At 51.9% G+C, this 19,494-nt stretch carries 23 protein-coding genes and 1 pseudogene; 10 read left to right on the top strand and 14 right to left on the bottom strand.

Features of this window, described 5'->3' with window-relative positions:
• The 3 genes from HP459_RS11255 to uvrY form a co-directional block, all read right to left on the bottom strand.
• A partial coding sequence (locus HP459_RS11255) for a CDP-alcohol phosphatidyltransferase family protein (protein ID WP_171936223.1) occupies positions 1-151 on the bottom strand: 151 nt, incomplete at its 3' end.
• Positions 152-207: 56 nt separating this feature from the next.
• Positions 208-2,040: an excinuclease ABC subunit UvrC gene (uvrC, locus tag HP459_RS11250; protein WP_023300478.1), complete on the bottom strand. Its 1,833-nt coding sequence runs from the start codon at positions 2,038-2,040 to the stop codon at positions 208-210.
• Positions 2,037-2,693, bottom strand: coding sequence for a UvrY/SirA/GacA family response regulator transcription factor (gene uvrY, locus HP459_RS11245; RefSeq protein WP_017384478.1), 657 nt, complete (start codon positions 2,691-2,693; stop codon positions 2,037-2,039). Before uvrY ends, uvrC begins: the two co-directional genes overlap by 4 nt.
• Before the next feature lie 366 nt (positions 2,694-3,059).
• Between uvrY and HP459_RS23755 the strand changes: the two are divergent.
• Both HP459_RS23755 and HP459_RS11240 read left to right on the top strand, forming a co-directional pair.
• A pseudogene (locus HP459_RS23755) lies at positions 3,060-3,161 on the top strand (hypothetical protein); the annotation flags it as partial.
• The gene (locus HP459_RS11240) at positions 3,158-3,382 is read left to right on the top strand and encodes a DUF2594 family protein (protein ID WP_003859644.1); all 225 of its coding nucleotides are present in this window, start codon (positions 3,158-3,160) and stop codon (positions 3,380-3,382) included. The pseudogene HP459_RS23755 and the gene HP459_RS11240, both read left to right, overlap by 4 nt.
• Before the next feature lie 64 nt (positions 3,383-3,446).
• Here HP459_RS11240 and sdiA read toward each other — a convergent pair whose 3' ends face one another.
• The 8 genes from sdiA to HP459_RS11200 form a co-directional block, all read right to left on the bottom strand.
• On the bottom strand, positions 3,447-4,169 hold the full coding sequence (sdiA, locus tag HP459_RS11235) for a transcriptional regulator SdiA (protein ID WP_032622448.1): 723 nt from the start codon (positions 4,167-4,169) through the stop codon (positions 3,447-3,449).
• 223 nt (positions 4,170-4,392) lie between these two features.
• Positions 4,393-5,145, bottom strand: coding sequence for an L-cystine ABC transporter ATP-binding protein TcyN (gene tcyN, locus HP459_RS11230; protein ID WP_023306513.1), 753 nt, complete (start codon positions 5,143-5,145; stop codon positions 4,393-4,395).
• On the bottom strand, positions 5,142-5,810 hold the full coding sequence (gene tcyL, locus HP459_RS11225) for a cystine ABC transporter permease (protein WP_022648540.1): 669 nt from the start codon (positions 5,808-5,810) through the stop codon (positions 5,142-5,144). Before tcyL ends, tcyN begins: the two co-directional genes overlap by 4 nt.
• A gap of 21 nt (positions 5,811-5,831) precedes the next feature.
• The gene (gene dcyD, locus HP459_RS11220) at positions 5,832-6,818 is read right to left on the bottom strand and encodes a D-cysteine desulfhydrase (protein ID WP_040117809.1); all 987 of its coding nucleotides are present in this window, start codon (positions 6,816-6,818) and stop codon (positions 5,832-5,834) included.
• 103 nt (positions 6,819-6,921) lie between these two features.
• On the bottom strand, positions 6,922-7,722 hold the full coding sequence (gene tcyJ, locus HP459_RS11215) for a cystine ABC transporter substrate-binding protein (RefSeq protein WP_022648542.1): 801 nt from the start codon (positions 7,720-7,722) through the stop codon (positions 6,922-6,924).
• A gap of 86 nt (positions 7,723-7,808) precedes the next feature.
• A complete protein-coding gene (gene fliZ, locus HP459_RS11210) occupies positions 7,809-8,360 on the bottom strand; it encodes a flagella biosynthesis regulatory protein FliZ (protein ID WP_023300482.1) in 552 nt (183 codons plus the stop codon).
• 54 nt (positions 8,361-8,414) lie between these two features.
• On the bottom strand, positions 8,415-9,134 hold the full coding sequence (locus HP459_RS11205) for an RNA polymerase sigma factor FliA (protein WP_003859623.1): 720 nt from the start codon (positions 9,132-9,134) through the stop codon (positions 8,415-8,417).
• A gap of 163 nt (positions 9,135-9,297) precedes the next feature.
• Complete coding sequence (locus HP459_RS11200; protein WP_062937924.1) at positions 9,298-10,599, bottom strand: FliC/FljB family flagellin; 1,302 nt, start codon at positions 10,597-10,599, stop codon at positions 9,298-9,300.
• A gap of 269 nt (positions 10,600-10,868) precedes the next feature.
• On the opposite strand from HP459_RS11200, the gene fliD reads away from it, so the two are divergent.
• From fliD to amyA, 4 genes are all read left to right on the top strand, one after another.
• Entirely contained in the window at positions 10,869-12,281 is a 1,413-nt protein-coding gene (gene fliD / locus HP459_RS11195; protein ID WP_023300484.1) for a flagellar filament capping protein FliD, read from the top strand.
• A 30-nt stretch (positions 12,282-12,311) separates the two neighbouring features.
• A complete protein-coding gene (gene fliS / locus HP459_RS11190; RefSeq protein ID WP_003859616.1) occupies positions 12,312-12,722 on the top strand; it encodes a flagellar export chaperone FliS in 411 nt (136 codons plus the stop codon).
• The gene (fliT, locus tag HP459_RS11185; RefSeq protein ID WP_006811148.1) at positions 12,722-13,093 is read left to right on the top strand and encodes a flagella biosynthesis regulatory protein FliT; all 372 of its coding nucleotides are present in this window, start codon (positions 12,722-12,724) and stop codon (positions 13,091-13,093) included. The genes fliS and fliT overlap by 1 nt, the downstream gene beginning before the upstream one ends.
• A 98-nt stretch (positions 13,094-13,191) precedes the next feature.
• Entirely contained in the window at positions 13,192-14,679 is a 1,488-nt protein-coding gene (gene amyA, locus HP459_RS11180) for an alpha-amylase (RefSeq protein WP_023300485.1), read from the top strand.
• Positions 14,680-15,184: 505 nt separating this feature from the next.
• Here the strand turns inward: amyA and yedD are convergent.
• Entirely contained in the window at positions 15,185-15,598 is a 414-nt protein-coding gene (gene yedD, locus HP459_RS11175) for a lipoprotein YedD (protein ID WP_022648547.1), read from the bottom strand.
• A gap of 289 nt (positions 15,599-15,887) precedes the next feature.
• Here yedD and HP459_RS11170 point away from each other — a divergent pair, with 289 nt between their 5' ends.
• The gene (locus HP459_RS11170) at positions 15,888-16,559 is read left to right on the top strand and encodes an SOS response-associated peptidase (RefSeq protein WP_171936222.1); all 672 of its coding nucleotides are present in this window, start codon (positions 15,888-15,890) and stop codon (positions 16,557-16,559) included.
• A 9-nt stretch (positions 16,560-16,568) separates the two neighbouring features.
• On the opposite strand, the gene HP459_RS11165 is transcribed toward HP459_RS11170, so the two are convergent.
• Together HP459_RS11165 and HP459_RS23510 are read right to left on the bottom strand one after the other, a co-directional pair.
• A complete protein-coding gene (locus tag HP459_RS11165) occupies positions 16,569-16,886 on the bottom strand; it encodes a hypothetical protein (RefSeq protein ID WP_155025811.1) in 318 nt (105 codons plus the stop codon).
• On the bottom strand, positions 16,886-17,125 hold the full coding sequence (locus HP459_RS23510) for a hypothetical protein (RefSeq protein ID WP_233154568.1): 240 nt from the start codon (positions 17,123-17,125) through the stop codon (positions 16,886-16,888). The genes HP459_RS11165 and HP459_RS23510 overlap by 1 nt, the downstream gene beginning before the upstream one ends.
• Positions 17,126-17,237: 112 nt before the next feature.
• Between HP459_RS23510 and HP459_RS11160 the strand changes: the two genes are divergently transcribed.
• The 3 genes from HP459_RS11160 to HP459_RS11150 form a co-directional block, all read left to right on the top strand.
• Positions 17,238-17,600 (top strand): GtrA family protein, encoded by a 363-nt coding sequence (locus tag HP459_RS11160; RefSeq protein ID WP_006808936.1) that lies wholly within the window; start codon positions 17,238-17,240, stop codon positions 17,598-17,600.
• On the top strand, positions 17,597-18,526 hold the full coding sequence (locus tag HP459_RS11155) for a glycosyltransferase family 2 protein (protein WP_063151955.1): 930 nt from the start codon (positions 17,597-17,599) through the stop codon (positions 18,524-18,526). Before HP459_RS11160 ends, HP459_RS11155 begins: the two co-directional genes overlap by 4 nt.
• Positions 18,523-19,494, top strand: a 972-nt coding sequence (locus HP459_RS11150; protein WP_171936221.1) for a glucosyltransferase domain-containing protein, incomplete at its 3' end; no start/stop codon positions are given. The genes HP459_RS11155 and HP459_RS11150, both read left to right, overlap by 4 nt.

Here is a 19,494-nt window from a genome sequence, read left to right as displayed (position 1 = left end):
AACCGTCAAACCAGTCCGTCACGGCGGCAATCAGGAAAATAAGCGCACAGGCAAAAGGCGCCCAGACGACCGGCAGGTAAAATGCCAGGACGAAGAACGGAATGAGCACAACGCGAAAGAGAGTAAGCAACGTAGGGATATTAAATCGCATGATGACGGTAACTGTCTGTTGTCAGTAAAATTTAGCTCTATGTTGCTACAGAGCCCTCAATGTTTCAACGAGTAGTAGATCTTTTCTGCCAGCCCTTGCGAAATACCCGGCACTTTTGCAATTTCTTCCATACTGGCGTTGAGTAATCCTTGCAATCCGCCCATATACTTCAACAGCATCTGGCGACGTTTTGGCCCGACGCCTTCAATCGTCTCAAGGGTACTGGTATTTTTCACTTTCGCCCGTTTTTTGCGGTGTCCGCTAATGGCATGATCGTGCGACTCATCTCGGATGTGCTGGATCACGTGCAGTGCAGGGGAATCTGGCGGCAGGCTAAAGCCCTCGCCTTCCGGCTCAAAGAACAGCGTTTCCAGGCCAGCCTTACGATCTGCCCCTTTAGCTACCCCTAGCAGCAACGGATGGTTCTTATCCCACTCCACGTCGAGCGATTCGAATACCGCCTTCGCCTGCCCCAACTGCCCTTTCCCGCCGTCGATAAGGATAACGTCCGGGATTTTGCTCTCTTCAATCGCTTTACCATAGCGACGACGCAGCACCTGATTCATGGCGGCATAATCGTCACCGGGCGTAATGCCGGTGATGTTATAGCGACGATACTCTGCCCGCAGTGGGCCATTGGCATCAAAGACCACACACGACGCCACGGTCTGCTCACCCATCGTATGGCTGATGTCGAAGCATTCCATGCGTTTCACTTCCGGCAGCTTGAGCAGCGTAGCAAGCGCGGTTAAACGTTGGCTGACGGTCGATTGCTGGGAAAGTTTGGTGGTCAGCGCCGTGGCGGCATTGGTTCGCGCCAGCTTCAGATAACGCGCACGATCGCCGCGCGGTTTCGTCTGGACATTCACCCGGCGGCCTGCCAGCTCTGAAAGTGAGTCCGCCAGCAGGGTTTTATCGTCCAGCGTGAAGTCGAGCAGGATCTCCGAGGGCAGCGTACGCATCTGGCTGCCCTGCAAATAAAACTGGCCGACAAAGGTCTCCACCACTTCACCCATCTCAGTCCCGCCCGGCACTTTCGGGAAGTAACTGCGGCTGCCGAGCACTTTGCCCTGACGAATAAACAGCACGTGAACGCAGGCCAGGCCGGCGTCAAAGGCAACGCCGATGACATCGAGGTCGTCGCCCGTATTGGAAACAAACTGCTTCTCGGTCACCCTGCGCACCGCCTGGATCTGGTCGCGGATGCGTGCGGCCTCCTCAAATTCCAGCGCCGCGCTGGCTTTTTCCATGCGGGTAATCAGTTGCGTCAGCACCTGATCGTCTTTCCCGGCTAAAAACAGGCGGACATATTCCACCTGCTGCGCGTACTCTTCTTCGCTCACCAGCCCTTCAACGCATGGTCCCAGGCAGCGGCCAATCTGATATTGCAGGCATGGCCGGGAGCGGTTGCGATAAACGCTGTTTTCGCACTGGCGAACAGGGAAGATTTTTTGCAAAAGCGCCAGCGTTTCCCGCACGGCATAACCGTTCGGGAAGGGGCCGAAATATTCACCTTTCGCATGCTTAGCGCCACGATGCATCGCCAGCCGCGGGTGCGTGTCGCCGCTCAGGAAGATAAACGGATAGGACTTGTCATCACGCAGCAGAACGTTGTAGCGCGGCTGATACAACTTAATGTAGTTGTGCTCAAGGAGCAGCGCTTCCGTTTCCGTGTGCGTTACGGTGACATCAATGTTGTGTATAAGTGCGACCAGCGCTTCGGTTTTACGGGAGGCAAGGTTGCTGCGGAAATAACTTGAAAGGCGTTTCTTCAGATCTTTCGCCTTACCGACATAGATAACCGTACCGCCAGCATCATACATCCGGTAGACGCCTGGCTGGCTGGTGACGGTTTTCAGAAATGCTTTTGAATCGAACGCTTCACTCACTGACTTATTAACGACTCCGCATTGCACAAACCATGGCGAATGGCCAGGTGAGTCAGTTCGACATCACCGTGGATGTTCAGTTTACTGAACATCCGATAGCGATAGCTGTTGACCGTTTTCGGGCTGAGATTCAACTGCTCAGAAATCTCATTCACCTTCTGACCTTTAGTGATCATCAGCATAATCTGCAATTCGCGCTCAGACAAACTGGCAAACGGAGATTCCGTTTTTTCCGGTTCAATCTGACTCAACGCCATCTGTTGAGCAATATCAGAAGCGATATAGCGCTGCCCTGCGTGAACGGTGCGGATCGCATTGACGACTTCCTGCGGTGCAGCACCTTTACTGAGATACCCCGCAGCCCCCGCCTGCATGACCCTGGCGGGCAGCGGATTTTCGGTATGGACGGTCAGCATGATGACTTTGGTATCAACGAACATGCGCGCGATTTTGCGCGTGGCTTCAAGCCCGCCAATACCGGGCATGTTCATATCCATCAGCACCACGTCTGCGGAGTTCGCGCGACACCATTTGACGGCATCTTCGCCACAGCACGCCTCGCCGGCAACTTTAATACCCTTTATATCTTCAAGAATGCGTCGTATCCCTGCGCGCACCAGTTCGTGGTCATCAACAAGAAGGACGTTGATCAAAGGAAATGTCTCCAGAATAGGGATAACGCTACTGACTGCTAATTGGGTTTATATTAACGGTTTTCCATGCAAGATTAAAACGCTAAAAAATCGGCTATACGATTCGGGTCTCGTTTTTGGAAATTAGGCTGTACAGTAAGTGGAAAGAAAACCCATGTGTACTGGGCTTTACCGCTATTTTTTAGCACCAGCATTCAAAAAGCCACCAAAACATTTGTTAACGTAAACTAAAAAATGCTCTCATTTTTTTGTAACAACAATTAACGGATGGCGTACCGGCGATAAACATTTAATTGTCGCTAACATAGTGGGCAGATTACCTTCATAATCCGCACCGGCCAATAATCAATACGCGTAAAAGTATAAAAAACAACCACTGCATTTTTTGCCGCAGCTTGTGGTATACTCCGCCGCCTTAACTTTCATCGTCGCGCTCATGCGCTGTTTTATAATGAGGAAAATAAATGAGCACACCTGAATTTGCCACTGCCGAGAATAACCAGGAACTGGCACAGGAAGTAAACTGCCTGAAGTCGCTGCTGACGCTTATGCTACAGGCGATGGGCCAGGCTGATGCTGGACGTGTGATCATTAAAATGGAAAAACAGATCGCGCAGATGGAAGATCAGGCGGAATCCGCTGTTTTTGCCAATACAGTTAAGCAAATTAAACAAGCCTACCGCCAGTAACAAAAAAGGCTGGATGCAGTGCATTCAGCCTTTTCCTCGTCTGACACGCAGAACGTGATATCAGTCAAATAAGCCCAGTCGCCGCGGCATAACACGCTATCTGGATCTTATTCGGCGCGTTGAATTTCTTCTGCATATTCTTCTGATGGAAGTTGACGGTATTTTCCGAGATGGAAAGAATGATGGCAATTTCTGCCGACGTCTTCCCTTCTGCGGTCCATTTCAGAATTTCCCGTTCACGCTTGCTGAATTTCATTTCCGGCGGCATCACCGTCTCATGTTCAAAGCGCAACAGTGTAGTGAGCGCCATCTGAACCAGCATTTGTAAACGCAGCTCAATTTCTTCACTGGATATCGAGTGTGCCTGTAAGCTAGTACATGACACGGAGAGGAAGCCGAGCGCATGATTTGGCAGCATCAGACACTGGGTAATTCCCTTACGTAAACCGTGGTCCCGCGCGCCGTCCCATAATTGCTGGGCATCCGTGAATAATTCATCCGTCCAGGGCAAATGACCCTGAATGAAATTCTCCGGCTTCAGTACCGGGTCAATGGCGAAATAATTCTCGGATTGATATTGCGCCATCCATTGTTGCGGATAACTGGAATGGACGGATGTTCGCGGGCGGGTAAATGGCACAGGGTGTCGAACACAAAGCGCATAATAATCGAATTCAAGCGCCTGCGTTTGTCGCTGAAGTTCCTGATATACCTCGTCAGCACAGGTCATTTCCTGAAACCGGAGGACGCATTCCCGTCGCCAGGTGAAAAAGTCTATATCCCTCATACTTGCCGAATGAAGCCTCTGATAAAGATAATCATTATTATGGTGAATATAACCTAACACATAAAGCAGGATCATTTATATAAAATATCGACCACAGACGGATTATCTTTAATTTGGCGATGGCTTATCCACATCGGGCGGAATAAAAAATCAACAAAACTGAAGTTATGGGAGGATAATTTGCTCCAGAAGTGACATCTGGAGCAAATTGAGCGTGAAAATGCTACTGCATTAAGAATTTTTCAAGGAACTGGCGGGTTCGAGGCTGCTGAGGATTGGCAAACAGCGCCTTAGCTGGCCCCTGCTCTACTATTCGCCCCTGATCCATGAAAATTGCCCGATCGGCAACGTCGCGAGCGAAGCTCATTTCATGCGTCACAATCACCATCGTGCGTTTTTCCTGCGCCAGCTGTCGGATAGTGTTAAGCACTTCCCCGACCAGCTCAGGATCGAGTGCGGATGTGGGTTCGTCGAACAGGATCACATCCGGGCGCATCGCCAGCGCGCGCGCAATGGCGACACGCTGCTGCTGCCCGCCAGATAACCGACGCGGATAGCTCGTCTCCTTCCCGGCCAGGCCAACCTTCGCCAGCAGCTCGCGGGCGCGGGCCGTCGCGTCTTCCTTTGGTTCACCCTTTACGATGACCGGGCCTTCAATAATATTTTCCAGCACCGTACGGTGCGGAAAGAGATTAAAGCTCTGGAATACGAAGCCAACATGCTGACGCAGGCGGCGAATCAGCCCTTTTTGCTGGCTGATGGGTTTCCCGGTATCAATGGTGATATCGCCCACGCGGATCGTCCCACCTTCGGGCTGCTCAAGCAAATTAATGCTGCGCAACAGCGTGGTTTTCCCTGACCCACTCGGGCCGATAATTGCCACCACTTCGCCCTGCTCAACCTCAAGGTCGATGCCGTGCAGCACCGTTTGCCCGTGGAATTTTTTCACCAGGTTTTTGACGTCAATTGCACTCATTTTGGATCTCGCTCCTGGCGGTTAAGCTGGTTTTCAAAATAGTTTTGCAGGGCGGACAGCACCGTCGCCATCACCCAGTAAATCAGCGAGGCCGCCAGATACATGGTAAACACTTCCAGCGTGCGCGAGGTGATCAGCTGCGCCTGACGGAACAGCTCCGGCACTTGAATGGTCGCCGCAAGCGAGGTGTCTTTCACCAGGCTGATAAAGCTGTTGCTCAGCGGAGGTAGCGCCACGCGCGCCGCCTGGGGCAGGATCGCCCGGCGCAGCGTCTGCCACGGGGTCATCCCGATACTGGCCGCTGCTTCCCACTGTCCTTTATCGATGGACGAGATCGCCGCACGCAGCGTTTCAGAGGTGTACGCCGCCGTATTCAGCGACAGGCCAATCATCGCCGCCGGGATCGGATCCAGCTCGATACCGAACTGGGGCAGCCCGTAGTAAATCATAAACAGCTGGGCGATAAGCGGCGTTCCGCGAAACACGGAGATGTAAAACCGCGCCAGCCACCGCACCGGCCAGACGTTCGACATGCGCATCAGTGCCAGCACAAACCCGAGCACCAGCCCGAAGAACATCCCGCCGATACTGAGCTGTAAAGTAAACACTGCGCCTTTAAGCAAGAACGGCAGCGAGTCAATAACCAGTTGAATACTTTCTTGCATTATTATTTTTCTACCTGATTTTTAGACATGGGGATGATAGGCAAACAGCGCAGGCGCCCCGCCAGTATGAACAAACAAAATGGGTCCTTCATCCTTAAAGCGCTTGCGGGCGATGCCGTCGATAAGGCCCGCCATCGCCTTACCGGTATAGACAGGGTCAAGCAGAATACCTTCGAGGCGGGCCAGCAGCTTAACGGCCTCCATCCCTTCATCATTGGGGGTACCATAGCCCGGCGCGAAGTAGTCATCCCACAGCAATATTTCCGCCTTCGCCTGAAGCGCAAGCTGTTCTGCCACCGCCTGTTGCAGGGTGACGACTTTCGGCTTTTGATCCGCAACGCTTCTGGAAACCGTCACGCCAATCAACTCTACGTCCGGCATCAGTTGCTCAAGCCCGACCGCTAAACCGGCATGGGTCCCGGCACTGCCGGACGCCACTACCACCGAGGACAAACTCACCGCGCCTTCGCACTGCTGGGCGATTTCCAGCGCGCTCTCAACATAGCCGAGAGCACCCAGCGCATTCGAGCCGCCAACCGGAATGACGTACGGACGAAAGCCCTGCGCTTCCAGGCGCGTCGCCAGTTCATCAAGCTGTGCAGCCGGGTCGGTCAACGCGTCAACCATTTCAACCTGCACGTTGAACAGATCCAGCAGCAGGCGGTTACCGTTAGTCAGGTAATTCTCTGCCTGCGTGCCAATCGGGTTCTCCAGCAGGGCTACGCAGTGAAGGCCCAGCTTCGCCGCCACTGCCGCCGTCTGGCGAACGTGGTTAGACTGAATGGCCCCGGCGGTGATCAGCGTATCCGCGCCCTCGCGCAGGGCATCGGCGGCGAGAAATTCCAGCTTGCGCAGCTTATTTCCGCCCATCGCCATGGGCGTCACATCGTCACGCTTAATAAAAATATCGCGCCCCAGATAGTCAGAAAATCGCGGCAGATACTCCAGCGGCGTGGGTGCGCCGATAAATTCCAGACGGGGAAAGCGCGTTAAATTCTGTAGTGACATGGTTCCTCCGGTCACGCAAACAATTGTTATTTCATTATGCACGCAGACGCACGAGAAATAAAAAAGGCGCTTTTAAAAGCGCCTTTTTTTGTCGGTCAGAGACTTATTTCGTCACGTCTGCGCCGAACCACTTCTCAGAAAGCGCCTTCAGGCTGCCGTCTTTCTGCATTTCAGCAATGGCGCCGTCAATGGCTTTCAGCAGATCTTCGTTACCTTTACGCACCGCCACGCCGGACTCCTGACGGGAGAACGCATCGCCCGCGACGGCCAGGGTATTGTTGGTTTTCTTCACCAGATCCAGCGCTGCCAGGCGGTCAACCAGAATGGCGTCGATACGGCCTACGCGCAGATCCTGGTATTTCGTCGGGTCATCATCATAGGTGCGGATGTCCACGCCCTGCACGTTCTGGCGCAGCCACTCTTCATAGTTGGTGCCCAGACCGACGCCGACTTTCTTACCTTTCAGATCCGCGGCGGATTTGATGCTGCCTTCGTTACCTTTCTTCACCAGCGCCTGGATACCGGACACGGTGTACGGCGTGGAGAAGTCATACTTCTTCTTACGCTCGTCAGAAATGGTCACCTGGTTAATCACCACGTCGATACGTTTGGAATCCAGTGACGCCAGCATACCATCCCATTTGGTCGGTTTCAGGGAGGCTTTGACGCCGAGATGCTTGGCCAGCTCTTGCGCAAACTCCACTTCAAAACCGGTCAGCTTACCGTCGTCGCCCTGGAAGCTGAACGGAGGATAGGTTCCTTCCAGCCCAACCAGCAGCGTGCCGCGCTCTTTGACTTTGTTGAGCAGATTATCTGCCGCGAACGTTTTCACGCTCATCCCCGCGACCAGCGCAACGGCCATCATCCCCATCAGCGCCTGACGACCCAGAACTGCTAATTTCATAAGTACTCCGATACAGTGGAATTTTTGAGTAGTGTAGAGAAATCGCCTGCAACGTCAAAGGCGGCTGCGCTACATCTTATTCTTTTTTAATATATATCAGAAGTTGTTCCGGCGTGGACTTTCTGCTTTATGACGCCCGGCATCTGGACTTTATATTGCGCGTACTTTCGCAGCGCGATGCGGTAATTGTTGGTACTGGTGGCGGGCAGCCAGGGCTCCAGATTTTCATCCAGGTATCCGGTCGTCAGCAGATCGCGGGAGATATTTTGCATGGTCAAATGCTGACCCAGGCGGCGCAGGCGAACCACGTATTCACGCACGGTGCCGTGACTCATCTCCGTTTGTTCAAACAGGAATTGCTTGAAGCCGATAATATCGAAGAAGTCGCTTTGCTCTTTGCAGTGGAGATCGCCACAGAAACGGCAAAGCGCTACCCACTCTTTTTGCTCTTCAAGCCAGGCGGCTTCGTCCATCAGCGTGTCGAGGCGGGAAATCGCAATCTTATTCACGATTTCACCGCGACGAACCAGCGTGATGCGGTCGAGTAATTTTTTACAGTGGGCGCAATGCGTCTGGCTGTGTTTAAAGTCTTTCAGGTAGCGGCTTAAAGGCCGTCTTTTAGATTGCTGCACCGTCATGATAACTCCTGGTTGTCAATACGTTGTGCGGCATTTCCAAGGCGAATGACTCACCTATAACTTACCCAGTTTTGTGCGCAGGCGTTTAATGGCCTGGCTGTGCAGCTGGCTCACCCGTGACTCGCCTACCTCCAGCACGGCGCCAATCTCTTTGAGATTGAGCTCTTCCTGGTAATAGAGGGTTAACACCAGTTGCTCACGTTCCGGTAAAGCTTCAATCGCTTCCATCACGCGCTGGCGTAAATTCCCTTCCAGTAAGTGGTGTAACGGGTTTTCTTGCTGATGTTCATCCGTCACCAGCTCGATGCTATCGCCATGCTCTTCGCGCCACTCATCATAAGAGAAGAGTTGGCTGTTATTGGTATCGAGCAACATCTGGCGATACTCTTCAACAGGAATGCCCAGACGCTCCGCCACTTCGGTTTCCGTCGCGTTGCGCCCCAGTTCCTGTTCCAGCTGCCCCATCGCATGCGCCACTTCGCGCGCGTTGCGGCGAACGCTGCGCGGCACCCAGTCGCGGCTGCGCAGCTCGTCCAGCATCGCACCACGAATACGCTGCACTGCGTAAGTCGTAAATGCCGTTCCTTGCAGAGCGTCGTACCGGTCAACTGCATTCAATAACCCGATACCGCCCGCCTGTAGCAGATCGTCCAGTTCCACGCTCGCTGGCAAACGCACCTGGAGGCGCAATGCTTCGTGACGCACCAGCGGAACATAACGCTGCCACAGCGAGTGTTTATCCATTACACCTTCAGCGGTATAGAGTGAATTCACGATAAACAGCCCTGCGTTAGTTGAGTTATCGGCATGATTATCCGATTCTGGAGGGGTTTTAATCGGGTGAATAGTGGGTGAAATGAGGGGTTATTTGGGGGGTTACGCGTAAATGCGGACAGAAAAAACCCCGCCGAAGCGGGGTTTAAGCGTAATCAGGCGATTAGCCTTGCAGCAGAGACAGAACCTGCTGAGGAACCTGGTTAGCTTTGGACAGCACGGAGTTACCGGCCTGCTGAACGATCTGCGCTTTAGACATGTTGGACACTTCGGTCGCATAGTCGGCGTCCTGAATACGGGACTGCGCTTCAGACAGGTTGGTGGTGGTGTTGTTCAGGTTGGTTACGGCAGAGCTCAGACGGTTCTGAACCGCACCCAGTGAAGAACGGAATTTGTCTACGGACGCGATAGCTTTGTCCAGCAGAGCCAGTGGATCCGCAGTAGATGCGCCAGCGAACTCGGCAGTTGCAGTACGACCACTACCGGTGCTCAACTCAACTCCAGCAGTAGTTGACGTAGTTGGCGCAGTAGAGTCTTTGGTGTTAACCAGCGCAGCGGCGGCTACGCCATAGTTTTTACCCTGGACAGTAACGAAACCAGTAACAGTACCATCAGCAGCAGTACCAACTTTGATTGGCTGCGCAGCCATTGATGCGCCGTCCGCAGCGATACCGTTAACTGCATCACCGTAAGTGATAGTAGTGGTGTTCAGAGACACTTTACCTGCGTCAGCACCAGTGTCGCCTACAGATACTGAGTAAGAATCGCTGCCTGACTGGACAACATACTGGCTTGTGCCGGTTACGTTGTGCAGAGTCAGAGTGCTCGCATCCACATTCAGAGCAGTTGCAACAGCTTTAAGATCGATATCTTTAGGAGTGTTAGTTGCGGTGTCAGTAATCTGAGTTACAGCAGCTCCAACCTTCAGGGCACCTTTAGAAACGGAGAAACCGTTCAGACCCAGCGTTGAAGAGTCGATCTGTTGCAGGTCGATGGAGATGGTCTGGCCGTCGTTTGCACCAACCTGAATCTTCATGGAGCCGTCTTTAGCCAGCACGTTCACGCCGTTGAACTGAGTCTGACCGGATACGCGGTCGATTTCAGACAGGCGGGATTTGATTTCGTCCTGGATTGAAGACAGGTCAGAATCTGAGTTAGTACCGGTAGTTGCCTGAACGGTCAGTTCACGAACACGCTGCAGGTTGTTGTTGATTTCAGACAGCGCGCCTTCAGTGGTCTGTGCCAGAGAGATACCGTCGTTAGCGTTACGTGCAGCCTGAGTCAGACCTTTGATGTTAGAGGTGAAGCGGTTAGCGATAGCCTGGCCCGCAGCGTCATCTTTCGCGCTGTTGATACGCAGACCAGAAGACAGACGCTCGATAGAAGAAGACAGAGCGGACTGGTTCTTGTTGATGTTGTTCTGAGTGATCAGCGAGAGGCTGTTGGTATTAATGACTTGTGCCATGATTTCGATTCCTGTTGTTCATCAAATCTGTTTGGTTAGATTTGGGTTTCCACCCTTCGGCTTCATCGCCGTCAAAGGTGTTATCGTCTGGTCCAAACCAACCTTTAGATTTTTTTTCAGGATCGCGTTAATTTTTTTAGCCACGGAAAAGCTCTTCTCTATTACCGTTATTCCCGCCATTAAAAAAAAGAAATTAACCGTAAACTTTCCCCCATAAAAGCCGATAACCCCACTATTCGTTCTACGTGTCGATAGATTAAGGAATAAATATGGCAAGTATTTCATCATTGGGGATCGGTTCGGGTCTTAAGTTAGCAGACATTCTGGATAGTCTGACCACGGCCGAAAAAGCACAGTTGACGCCGATAACCAAACAACAGTCATCTTATACCGCCAAGCTTAGCGCTTACGGCACGTTGAAGAGTTCGCTGGAAGCGTTTCAGACTGCAAACACCGCGCTGAATAAAGCCGACCTGTTTACGGCGACCAGCACGTCGAGCAGCTCCACGGCATTCAGCGCCACCACTACCGGCAGCGCGATTGCCGGTAAATACACCATCAGCGTGTCGCAGCTGGCGCAGGCGCAAACCCTGACGACCAAAAACGCACAGCCGGATACCAAAACGGCCATTGCCACGGCTGACAGCAAGATCACCTTTACCGCCGGAAACGGTAAAGATCCGGTGACCATCGATATCAGCGCGGCAAATTCCTCGCTGACCGGCATTCGCGATGCGATTAACAAAGCTGACGCCGGCGTGACCGCCAGTATTATTAACGTCGGTAATGGTCAATATCGTCTGTCCATCACCTCCACCGAAACCGGAGCGGACAACGCGGTCAGCATCAGCGTAAGCGGCGATAGCGCCCTGCAATCCTTTATGGGTTACAACGGCACCAGCACCGATGCCAGCAACGGTATGATGGAAAGCGTTACCGCGCAAAACGCGAAGCTGAAGGTGAATAACGTAGATATCGAAAACAGCAGCAACACCATTAGCGATGCGCTGGAAGATATCACCCTGAACCTGAACGACGTCACCACCGGTAACCAGACGCTGACGATTACTAAAGATACGTCTAAAGCGGAAACGGCGATGAAAGCCTGGGTGGATGCCTACAACACCCTTCAGGACAGCTTTGCATCGTTAACCAAATATACGGCGGTTGATGCGGGCACAGATGCGCAGGATTCCAGCAACGGCGCCCTGCTCGGAGACACTACGCTGCGTACTATCCAGACGCAGCTGAAAACCATGCTGAGCAACACCGTCGGCGGAACCGCCTATAAAACGCTGTCTCAGGTCGGCATTACCTCAGATCCAAGCACGGGCAAGCTGGAGCTGAGCAGCGAAAAGCTGAAAAAAGCGCTGACGGATAACCCGTCTGCGGTGAAAGATCTGGTTGTAGGTGACGGAAAAACCACCGGGATCACCACCACCATGGCCACCCATCTGACTGACTGGCTTTCCAGTAAAGGCATTATCCAGGCGGCCAAAGATGGCGTCAGCAAAACGCTGAACAAGTTAACGGATCAATATAACGCCGTGAGCGAACGTATTGATGCAAGAGTGGCGCAGTACAAAGCCCAGTTTACCCAGCTGGACGTACTGATGACCTCGCTGAACAACACCAGCAGCTACCTGACGCAGCAGTTCGAAAATACGTCCAGCAACAAGTAGTAAACGCTAATCAGACCCGAGGGGGATAACATGTACGGCGCAAAAGGCACGCAGGCCTACGCAAAGATAGAAGTTGAAAGCGCGGTGATGAGCGCCAGCCAGCAGCAGCTGGTAATCATGCTATTTGATGGAGCCCTCAGCGCGCTGGTACGCGCGCGTCTGTTCCTGGCAGACGGTAATATTCCTGCTAAAGGGCTGGCGCTCTCAAAAGCCATCAACATTATCGAAAACGGGCTGAAGGTTGGCCTGGTGGAAAATAACGGTGATGAGCTTACGCAAAACCTGATTGCCCTTTATGCCTATATGGTACGTCGCCTCCTGCACGCCAACGTGAATAACGACGCCAGCGCCATCGAAGAGGTGGAAAACCTGCTGCGCAATATCGCTGACGGGTGGAAGGAGGTTGCCGGTACGCCACAACTGATGCAGGACGCCGTCTAATGAGTAACGCACCGCAACTTTATGCCCTTTATCAGCAACTCCTTGAGCAGAGCCAGTTGATGTTGCGACTGGCGCGGCAGGGACTATGGGATGATCTGATCATCTGTGAAACCGACTATGTTAATGCGGTGCACTCACTGGCTCGTCTCACTCAGGAAAGTGAACCTTCGATGCAGATTCAGGAGCAGCTTCGCCCGACGCTGCGGGTGATCCTGGACAACGAAGGCCAGGTAAAAACATTGCTGCAAGCCAGAATGGATGAGCTGGCGAAGCTGGTTGGGCAATCCTCCATCCAGAAAACCGTTCTCTCCACCTACGGTAACCAGGGCGGTCATGTCCTTGTTCCGCAAAGTAATAGCGATATTAATTAGCCATTTAACTGGCGGGCAAGCGTTAACCGTTTCGTTCGCCAGGCATTTCTGCCAAACCTGCTCCATACTTGAGTTTCGCGACCTCATGGAGATGGTGCATGCGCAACCCAACACTTTTACAATGTTTTCACTGGTACTACCCCACCGGCGGTGAATTGTGGCAAGAAGTCACGGCATTAGCCCCCAACCTGAACGAAATCGGCATCAATATGGTCTGGTTACCCCCGGCCTACAAAGGCGCATCCGGCGGCTATTCCGTCGGGTATGACTCTTATGACCTTTTCGACCTCGGTGAGTTTGACCAGAAAGGCAGCGTCGCCACCAAATACGGCGATAAAGCCCAGCTGCTGGAGGCCATCAACGCCTTAAAAAGCAACCAGATTGCGGTGCTTCTGGACGTGGTGGTCAACCATAAAATGGGGGCCGATGAAAAGGAACCCGTCCGCGTGCAACGCGTGGATGCTCAGGATCGCACCCAAATCAGCGATGAGATCATCGAATGTGAAGCCTGGACGCGCTACACCTTCCCCGTTCGGGCCGGGCAGTATTCGCAGTTCATCTGGGATTACAAATGCTTTAGCGGTATCGACCACATTGAAAATCCCAGTGAGGACGGTATCTTCAAAATCGTTAACGACTACACCGGCGAAGGCTGGAACGATCAGGTCGACGACGAGATGGGCAATTTCGATTACCTGATGGGTGAAAATATTGATTTTCGCAACCACGCGGTGACGGAGGAGATCAAATACTGGGCGCGCTGGGTGATGGAGCAAACCCACTGCGACGGCTTCCGCCTGGACGCGGTAAAACACATTCCGGCCTGGTTCTATAAAGAGTGGATTGAACATGTCCAGGAGGTGGCCCCGCAGCCGCTATTTATTGTGGCGGAATACTGGTCTCACGAAGTGGATAAATTGCAGCAATACATCAATCAGGTGGACGGCAAAACCATGTTGTTTGACGCGCCGCTGCAAATGAAATTTCACGAAGCGTCACGCCAGGGACGCGACTACGATATGAGCCAGATTTTCACCGGTACGCTGGTGGAAGCCGATCCGTTCCATGCCGTAACGCTGGTGGCCAACCATGACACCCAGCCCTTGCAGGCGCTGGAAGCCCCGGTTGAAGCCTGGTTCAAACCGCTGGCCTACGCGCTCATCCTGCTGCGTGAAAACGGCGTGCCGAGCGTGTTCTACCCGGATCTTTTTGGCGCCAGCTATGACGACACTGGCGGGGATGGTGAGACGTATCACATTGATATGCCGGTGATTGAACAGCTCCACGAGCTGATCCTCGCCCGGCAGCGTTTTGCCCACGGCGTGCAAACCCTCTTTTTCGATCATCCAAACTGCATTGCGTTTAGCCGCAGCGGGACAGAGGAGCACCCGGGCTGTGTGGTGGTGCTGTCGAATGGTGATGACGGTGAGAAGACGATCTGCCTCGGCGAGAATTACGGCAATAAGACCTGGCGTGATTTTTTAGGCAACCGCGAGGAAACCGTGACCACGGCGGCGGATGGCGAAGGGACGTTCTTCTGTAACGGGGGAAGCGTCAGCGTCTGGGTGATTGAAGACGCGCTGTAGTACGGGAAAGGTGCGGCCTGGTGCCCTCACCCCACCCTTTCCCACAGGGAGAGATATCCCCAGTAATTTGAAAGCAGAAGCAATAACGTTGCCTTCATAATAACTGAGGACTTTCAGCGATGCCCTGGTCCGGCTGTAAATCGCCGAAGCGTTTCCGTAAGGCCGGGGCGAGGCGCAGGGAAGCGCCGAGAGGGCGTGGCTTGCATGGATGCAGGCTCATGCCCGACCCGATAGCCTGAAGGAAAAAGCTGAGGGTACCGCGAAGCGGCGATTTTCCGCCGGGAGCCCGGGTCGCCAGGGTGGTGGCGACTGAGCCACCCTGGCACGTTCACCGCTCATGTCGCTACAGAGTAGCAAGGAATATAAAGTGAACGGAATGACCACCAGAGCCGTATGTTCCCCCTCACCCCAGCCCTCTCCCTCCAGGGAGAGGGGGCCGACGGTGAAGGCATTATTTTGTGGAGATCCCTCAGACCACGGGTAGAGGGCGCAAACTCCAAAACGGTTACGGAAGCTTACTCTCCAGCGGATTCTTGCTCAGGTAATCTGCGCATTCCACCGTTGGGCGGTCAACCTTGTACAGTTCCATGCCGTCATACTCCAGCGCCGCCCCATCACGATCGAGCGGATAGACGTCTCGTTTTTCGGTCACGTTATAATAATCATCTGAACGCAGCATGATCTTACCCGGCACCGCGATAACGCGCTGCCACTGACGGCAGTCCAGGGTATCACCCTCTGGCGTCACCACCAGCGTGGCAATCGCCTCCGGGCTCACCATCGCGCTCTGCGGCCCTTTCGACTGCCAGTAACCTGCCAGATGCGAAGGTGCCGGATGCTTAACCACTTCCTGATAGTTTTCGACCTGAACGCATCCCGCTAACGTCAGCATTGCAGCCACAATTGCTACTTTTTTCATCATCTTTCCTGCATGCGAAGAAAAAAATATTGTGGCATTAAAGCCATCAGGCTGCCAGCGTAAGATTGGAAGGTTTCACACCTGCATCGACATCATATGACCATGTAATTTTCATAAACGACAAAGATCGTCCAAGAGCGCACTAAATAACAGATGGTTGCAGTCGTCGAAAACATCAGTCGTCTAAGTTCACCTTAGAGCGAGTGCTGTTTCATGCCCCATATATGCCCCACCACCCACTCTTTCCATCCCTGCCCTATACTTTCAGTCTGACTGACTGGAGGTTTCTATGTGTGGACGTTTTGCACAAGCCCAAACCCGTGAAGATTATCTGGCCTTCCTTACCGATGAAGGCGATCGCGACATTGCATATGACCCGGAACCAATTGGCCGGTACAACGTGGCGCCCGGCACCAAAGTGCTGCTGCTGAGCGAACGCGATGAGCAGTTACATCTCGATCCGGTGTTCTGGGGATACGCGCCCGGGTGGTGGGATAAAGCACCCCTGATAAACGCGCGCGTCGAAACCGCGGCCACCAGCAGAATGTTCAAACCTCTCTGGCAGCATGGTCGGGCGATCTGTTTTGCCGATGGGTGGTACGAATGGAAAAAGGAAGGCGACAAGAAACAGCCCTACTTCATCCACCGTGCCGATGGCCAGCCGATTTTTATGGCAGCGATCGGCAGCACACCGTTTGAGCGTGGCGATGATGCAGAAGGTTTCCTGATAGTGACGTCTGCGGCCGACAAAGGTCTGGTCGACATTCACGACCGCCGGCCATTGGTTCTGTCGCCGGAAGCTGCAAGGGAATGGATGCGCCAGGACATAGGCGGAAAGGAAGCTGAGGAAATAATTGCCGACGGAACAGTGCCCGCCGACAAGTTTATCTGGCATGCCGTTACGCGTGCCGTGGGGAATGTTAAGAACCAGGGGCCGGAACTAATCGAGCCGCTTTCTTGAGCCTGGTAATCATATCGGTAATCCGTCATCTATTGCGCGGTTGATGAAGAACGTCACTCGGCCAAGAACTTCGACCTCTTCGAGTGCGTTTCCCTCTATCGCCTCACCATCATCTGTAATGAGCGCCTTGCCCATCAACTTGGCAAACTGCGTATGACCGTCGCAAAGGATAAGTAACACATCACCGGGTGTTTTTTTCACTGCTGGCTCAATGACTGCAAATCCTGAATCAGTTTCAAGAACCCGGCTCTCTGCCCCGATGTTGCAAATCACCTCGGGTGAAAGTTGGCGCTCGACATAATCGCTTGCAGGTGATGCAAATCCCATTACTGGACCCTCCCCATGTTACGCAGGATCCAGTACCTGTTGTCGCTACCGTCTGTCGTCTTGTCAGCAAAGTCTTTTTGGTATCGCTCTATCCAGGCATTCGCATCTTCGCGGGTATAGTGCCAGTTGAACTCCCGCAATTTCTCTATGAATGCGTCTGTGCTCAGATAGCGATAGCCCTTAGGGTTGAGCTGTATGGCCGCAACAAAGGCTGCGTGTATGTCTGCTGTGCGTGGCATAATTACCTCACAAATTAACTGTATGCATATACAGTATCGTTAATTATGAGGGTCGATCAAGTTTCACAGTGGTGCTAAACTTCAGGCCTTTCAGAATTTACTGATTTCTATAATGTTAAAGTTATTCGCCAAGTACACATCAATAGGTGTTATCAACACGCTCATTCATTGGGTGGTGTTCGCCGTTTGCATTTACGCATTCCATACAGGTCAGGCACTTGGCAACTTCGCCGGGTTTGTCGTGGCGGTGTCATTCAGCTTCTTTGCAAACGCCAGGTTCACGTTTAAGTCCTCGACTACCACTCTACGCTACATGCTCTACGTAGGATTCATGGGCTCACTTAGCGCGATTGTTGGATGGTGCGCTGATAAGTCTGGCATGGCTCCTATCATCACGTTAATCGTGTTCTCCGCAATCAGTCTGGTGTGCGGATTTATCTATTCAAAGTTCATTGTCTTTAGGGATGCGAAATGAAAATTTCTCTGGTCGTTCCCGTCTTCAACGAAGAAGACGCGATACCTATTTTTTATAAAACGGTTCGGGAATTTGAAGGGCTTCAGCAGCATGAAGTAGAGATAGTCTTCATTAATGACGGCAGTAAAGACGCGACAGAGTCAATTATCAACGCGCTTGCTGTTGCCGATCCGCTTGTTGTTCCACTGTCATTCACTCGCAACTTTGGGAAAGAACCTGCGCTATTCGCTGGACTTGACCACGCAAACGGTGAAGCCATTATCCCGATTGACGTAGACTTACAAGACCCCATCGAAGTCATTCCGCACCTGATAGAGAAATGGCAGGCCGGGGCTGACATGGTTCTTGCCAAGCGTTCTGACCGCTCCACTGATGGCAGACTGAAGCGCAAGACAGCTGAGTGGTTCTATAAGCTGCACAACAAGATCAGCAATCCAAAGATTGAAGAAAACGTTGGTGACTTCCGTCTTATGTCGCGTGATGTTGTGGAAAACATTAAGCTTATGCCAGAGCGGAATCTTTTCATGAAGGGCGTGCTGAGTTGGGTTGGCGGCCGCACCGATGTCGTTGAATATGCACGCGCAGAACGCGTCGCAGGAAGCACAAAATTCAACGGATGGAAGCTCTGGAATCTGGCTCTAGAGGGCATCACAAGCTTCTCAACCTTCCCCCTCCGCATGTGGACCTACATTGGTTTACTGGTTGCTGGCGTGGCTTTCCTGTATGGAGCATGGATGATTATAGATACCCTCGCCTTTGGTAATGCTGTGCGTGGTTACCCATCTCTCCTCGTCTCTATACTTTTTCTTGGAGGCATTCAGCTTATAGGAATTGGTGTTTTGGGTGAATACATTGGCAGGATTTATGTAGAAGTTAAAAATCGACCACGTTACATACTAAAATCCAAGGCTGGGATTGGAAAATGAAAACAATAAAATATAAAGATTACTTAATCGCTATATTATTTCTTTCTCTTCCAATATTTTTGTCTTCTCAATATTATATTGACGATATGGGGAGGGCAACAAAAGGTTATACTAGGTGGGGGGTTGATGGCAGACCAGTTTCAGACTGGTTAATGCAGTTGCTATCTTTTAATCATAGATTAATTGACATTTTCCCTTTACCTCTGATTTTGTCATGCTCATTGATAGCCTTAGCACTTTATATGTTTCATAAGAAATATATAGTCTCCGGCGGTATTTATTTTATCGTTCCTCTTGGATATGTGTTGACGCCCTCACTCCCAGAGATACTTTCTTATAGATTTGATGTGCTGCCGATGTGTGTTTCATTATGCGCACCACTTCTACTGATCAGTGCAAATAAGAATGACTATAAATTAGACTTTTTATTATCATTAGCCACTGTAATTGTGGTTTTTTGCACCTACCAGCCATCTATAAATCTTTACATTTTTTGTAGCATAATACAGTTTATGCACACTATTGAGCATAGGAATGAGCATAAATATGCGTTAATGCTTGCTGCATCCAGAATTTTGGCTCTTGCTTTATCAGCATTCTTATACTTGAAAATTATCCTACCGAATACATTTTCAGGGTCACACAATTCCAGCCATCCAGGAATAGATGGAGGTGGCTTGTTTAGTAATGCTGTCAACAATCTCACTGCATATTATAACTTCGTTGATAGGTTTTTCTTTCATGGTATGGCGGCAATTTATTTCTTAGCAGTTACATGCTTAATATTGCTTTGTTGCATCAAGCTTGCAAAGAAAAAAAAGGGGACTCAGAAAAGTGTTTCATTAATATTCACATACCTAGCATTAGTTTCACTACCTTTTATTTCTTTGATTGCCACGATGGGCTCCCTGCTACCTCTTGAGAGTGCCGTACCTTATTTTTCACGGTTATACGTAGGGTTTGGTGGA

The organism is Enterobacter sp. CM29, assembly GCF_013179605.1.
Classification (GTDB): domain Bacteria; phylum Pseudomonadota; class Gammaproteobacteria; order Enterobacterales; family Enterobacteriaceae; genus Enterobacter; species Enterobacter intestinihominis.
The sequence above is the reverse complement of the archived record's forward strand: the minus strand, read 5'-3'. Positions and strand labels throughout refer to the sequence as shown.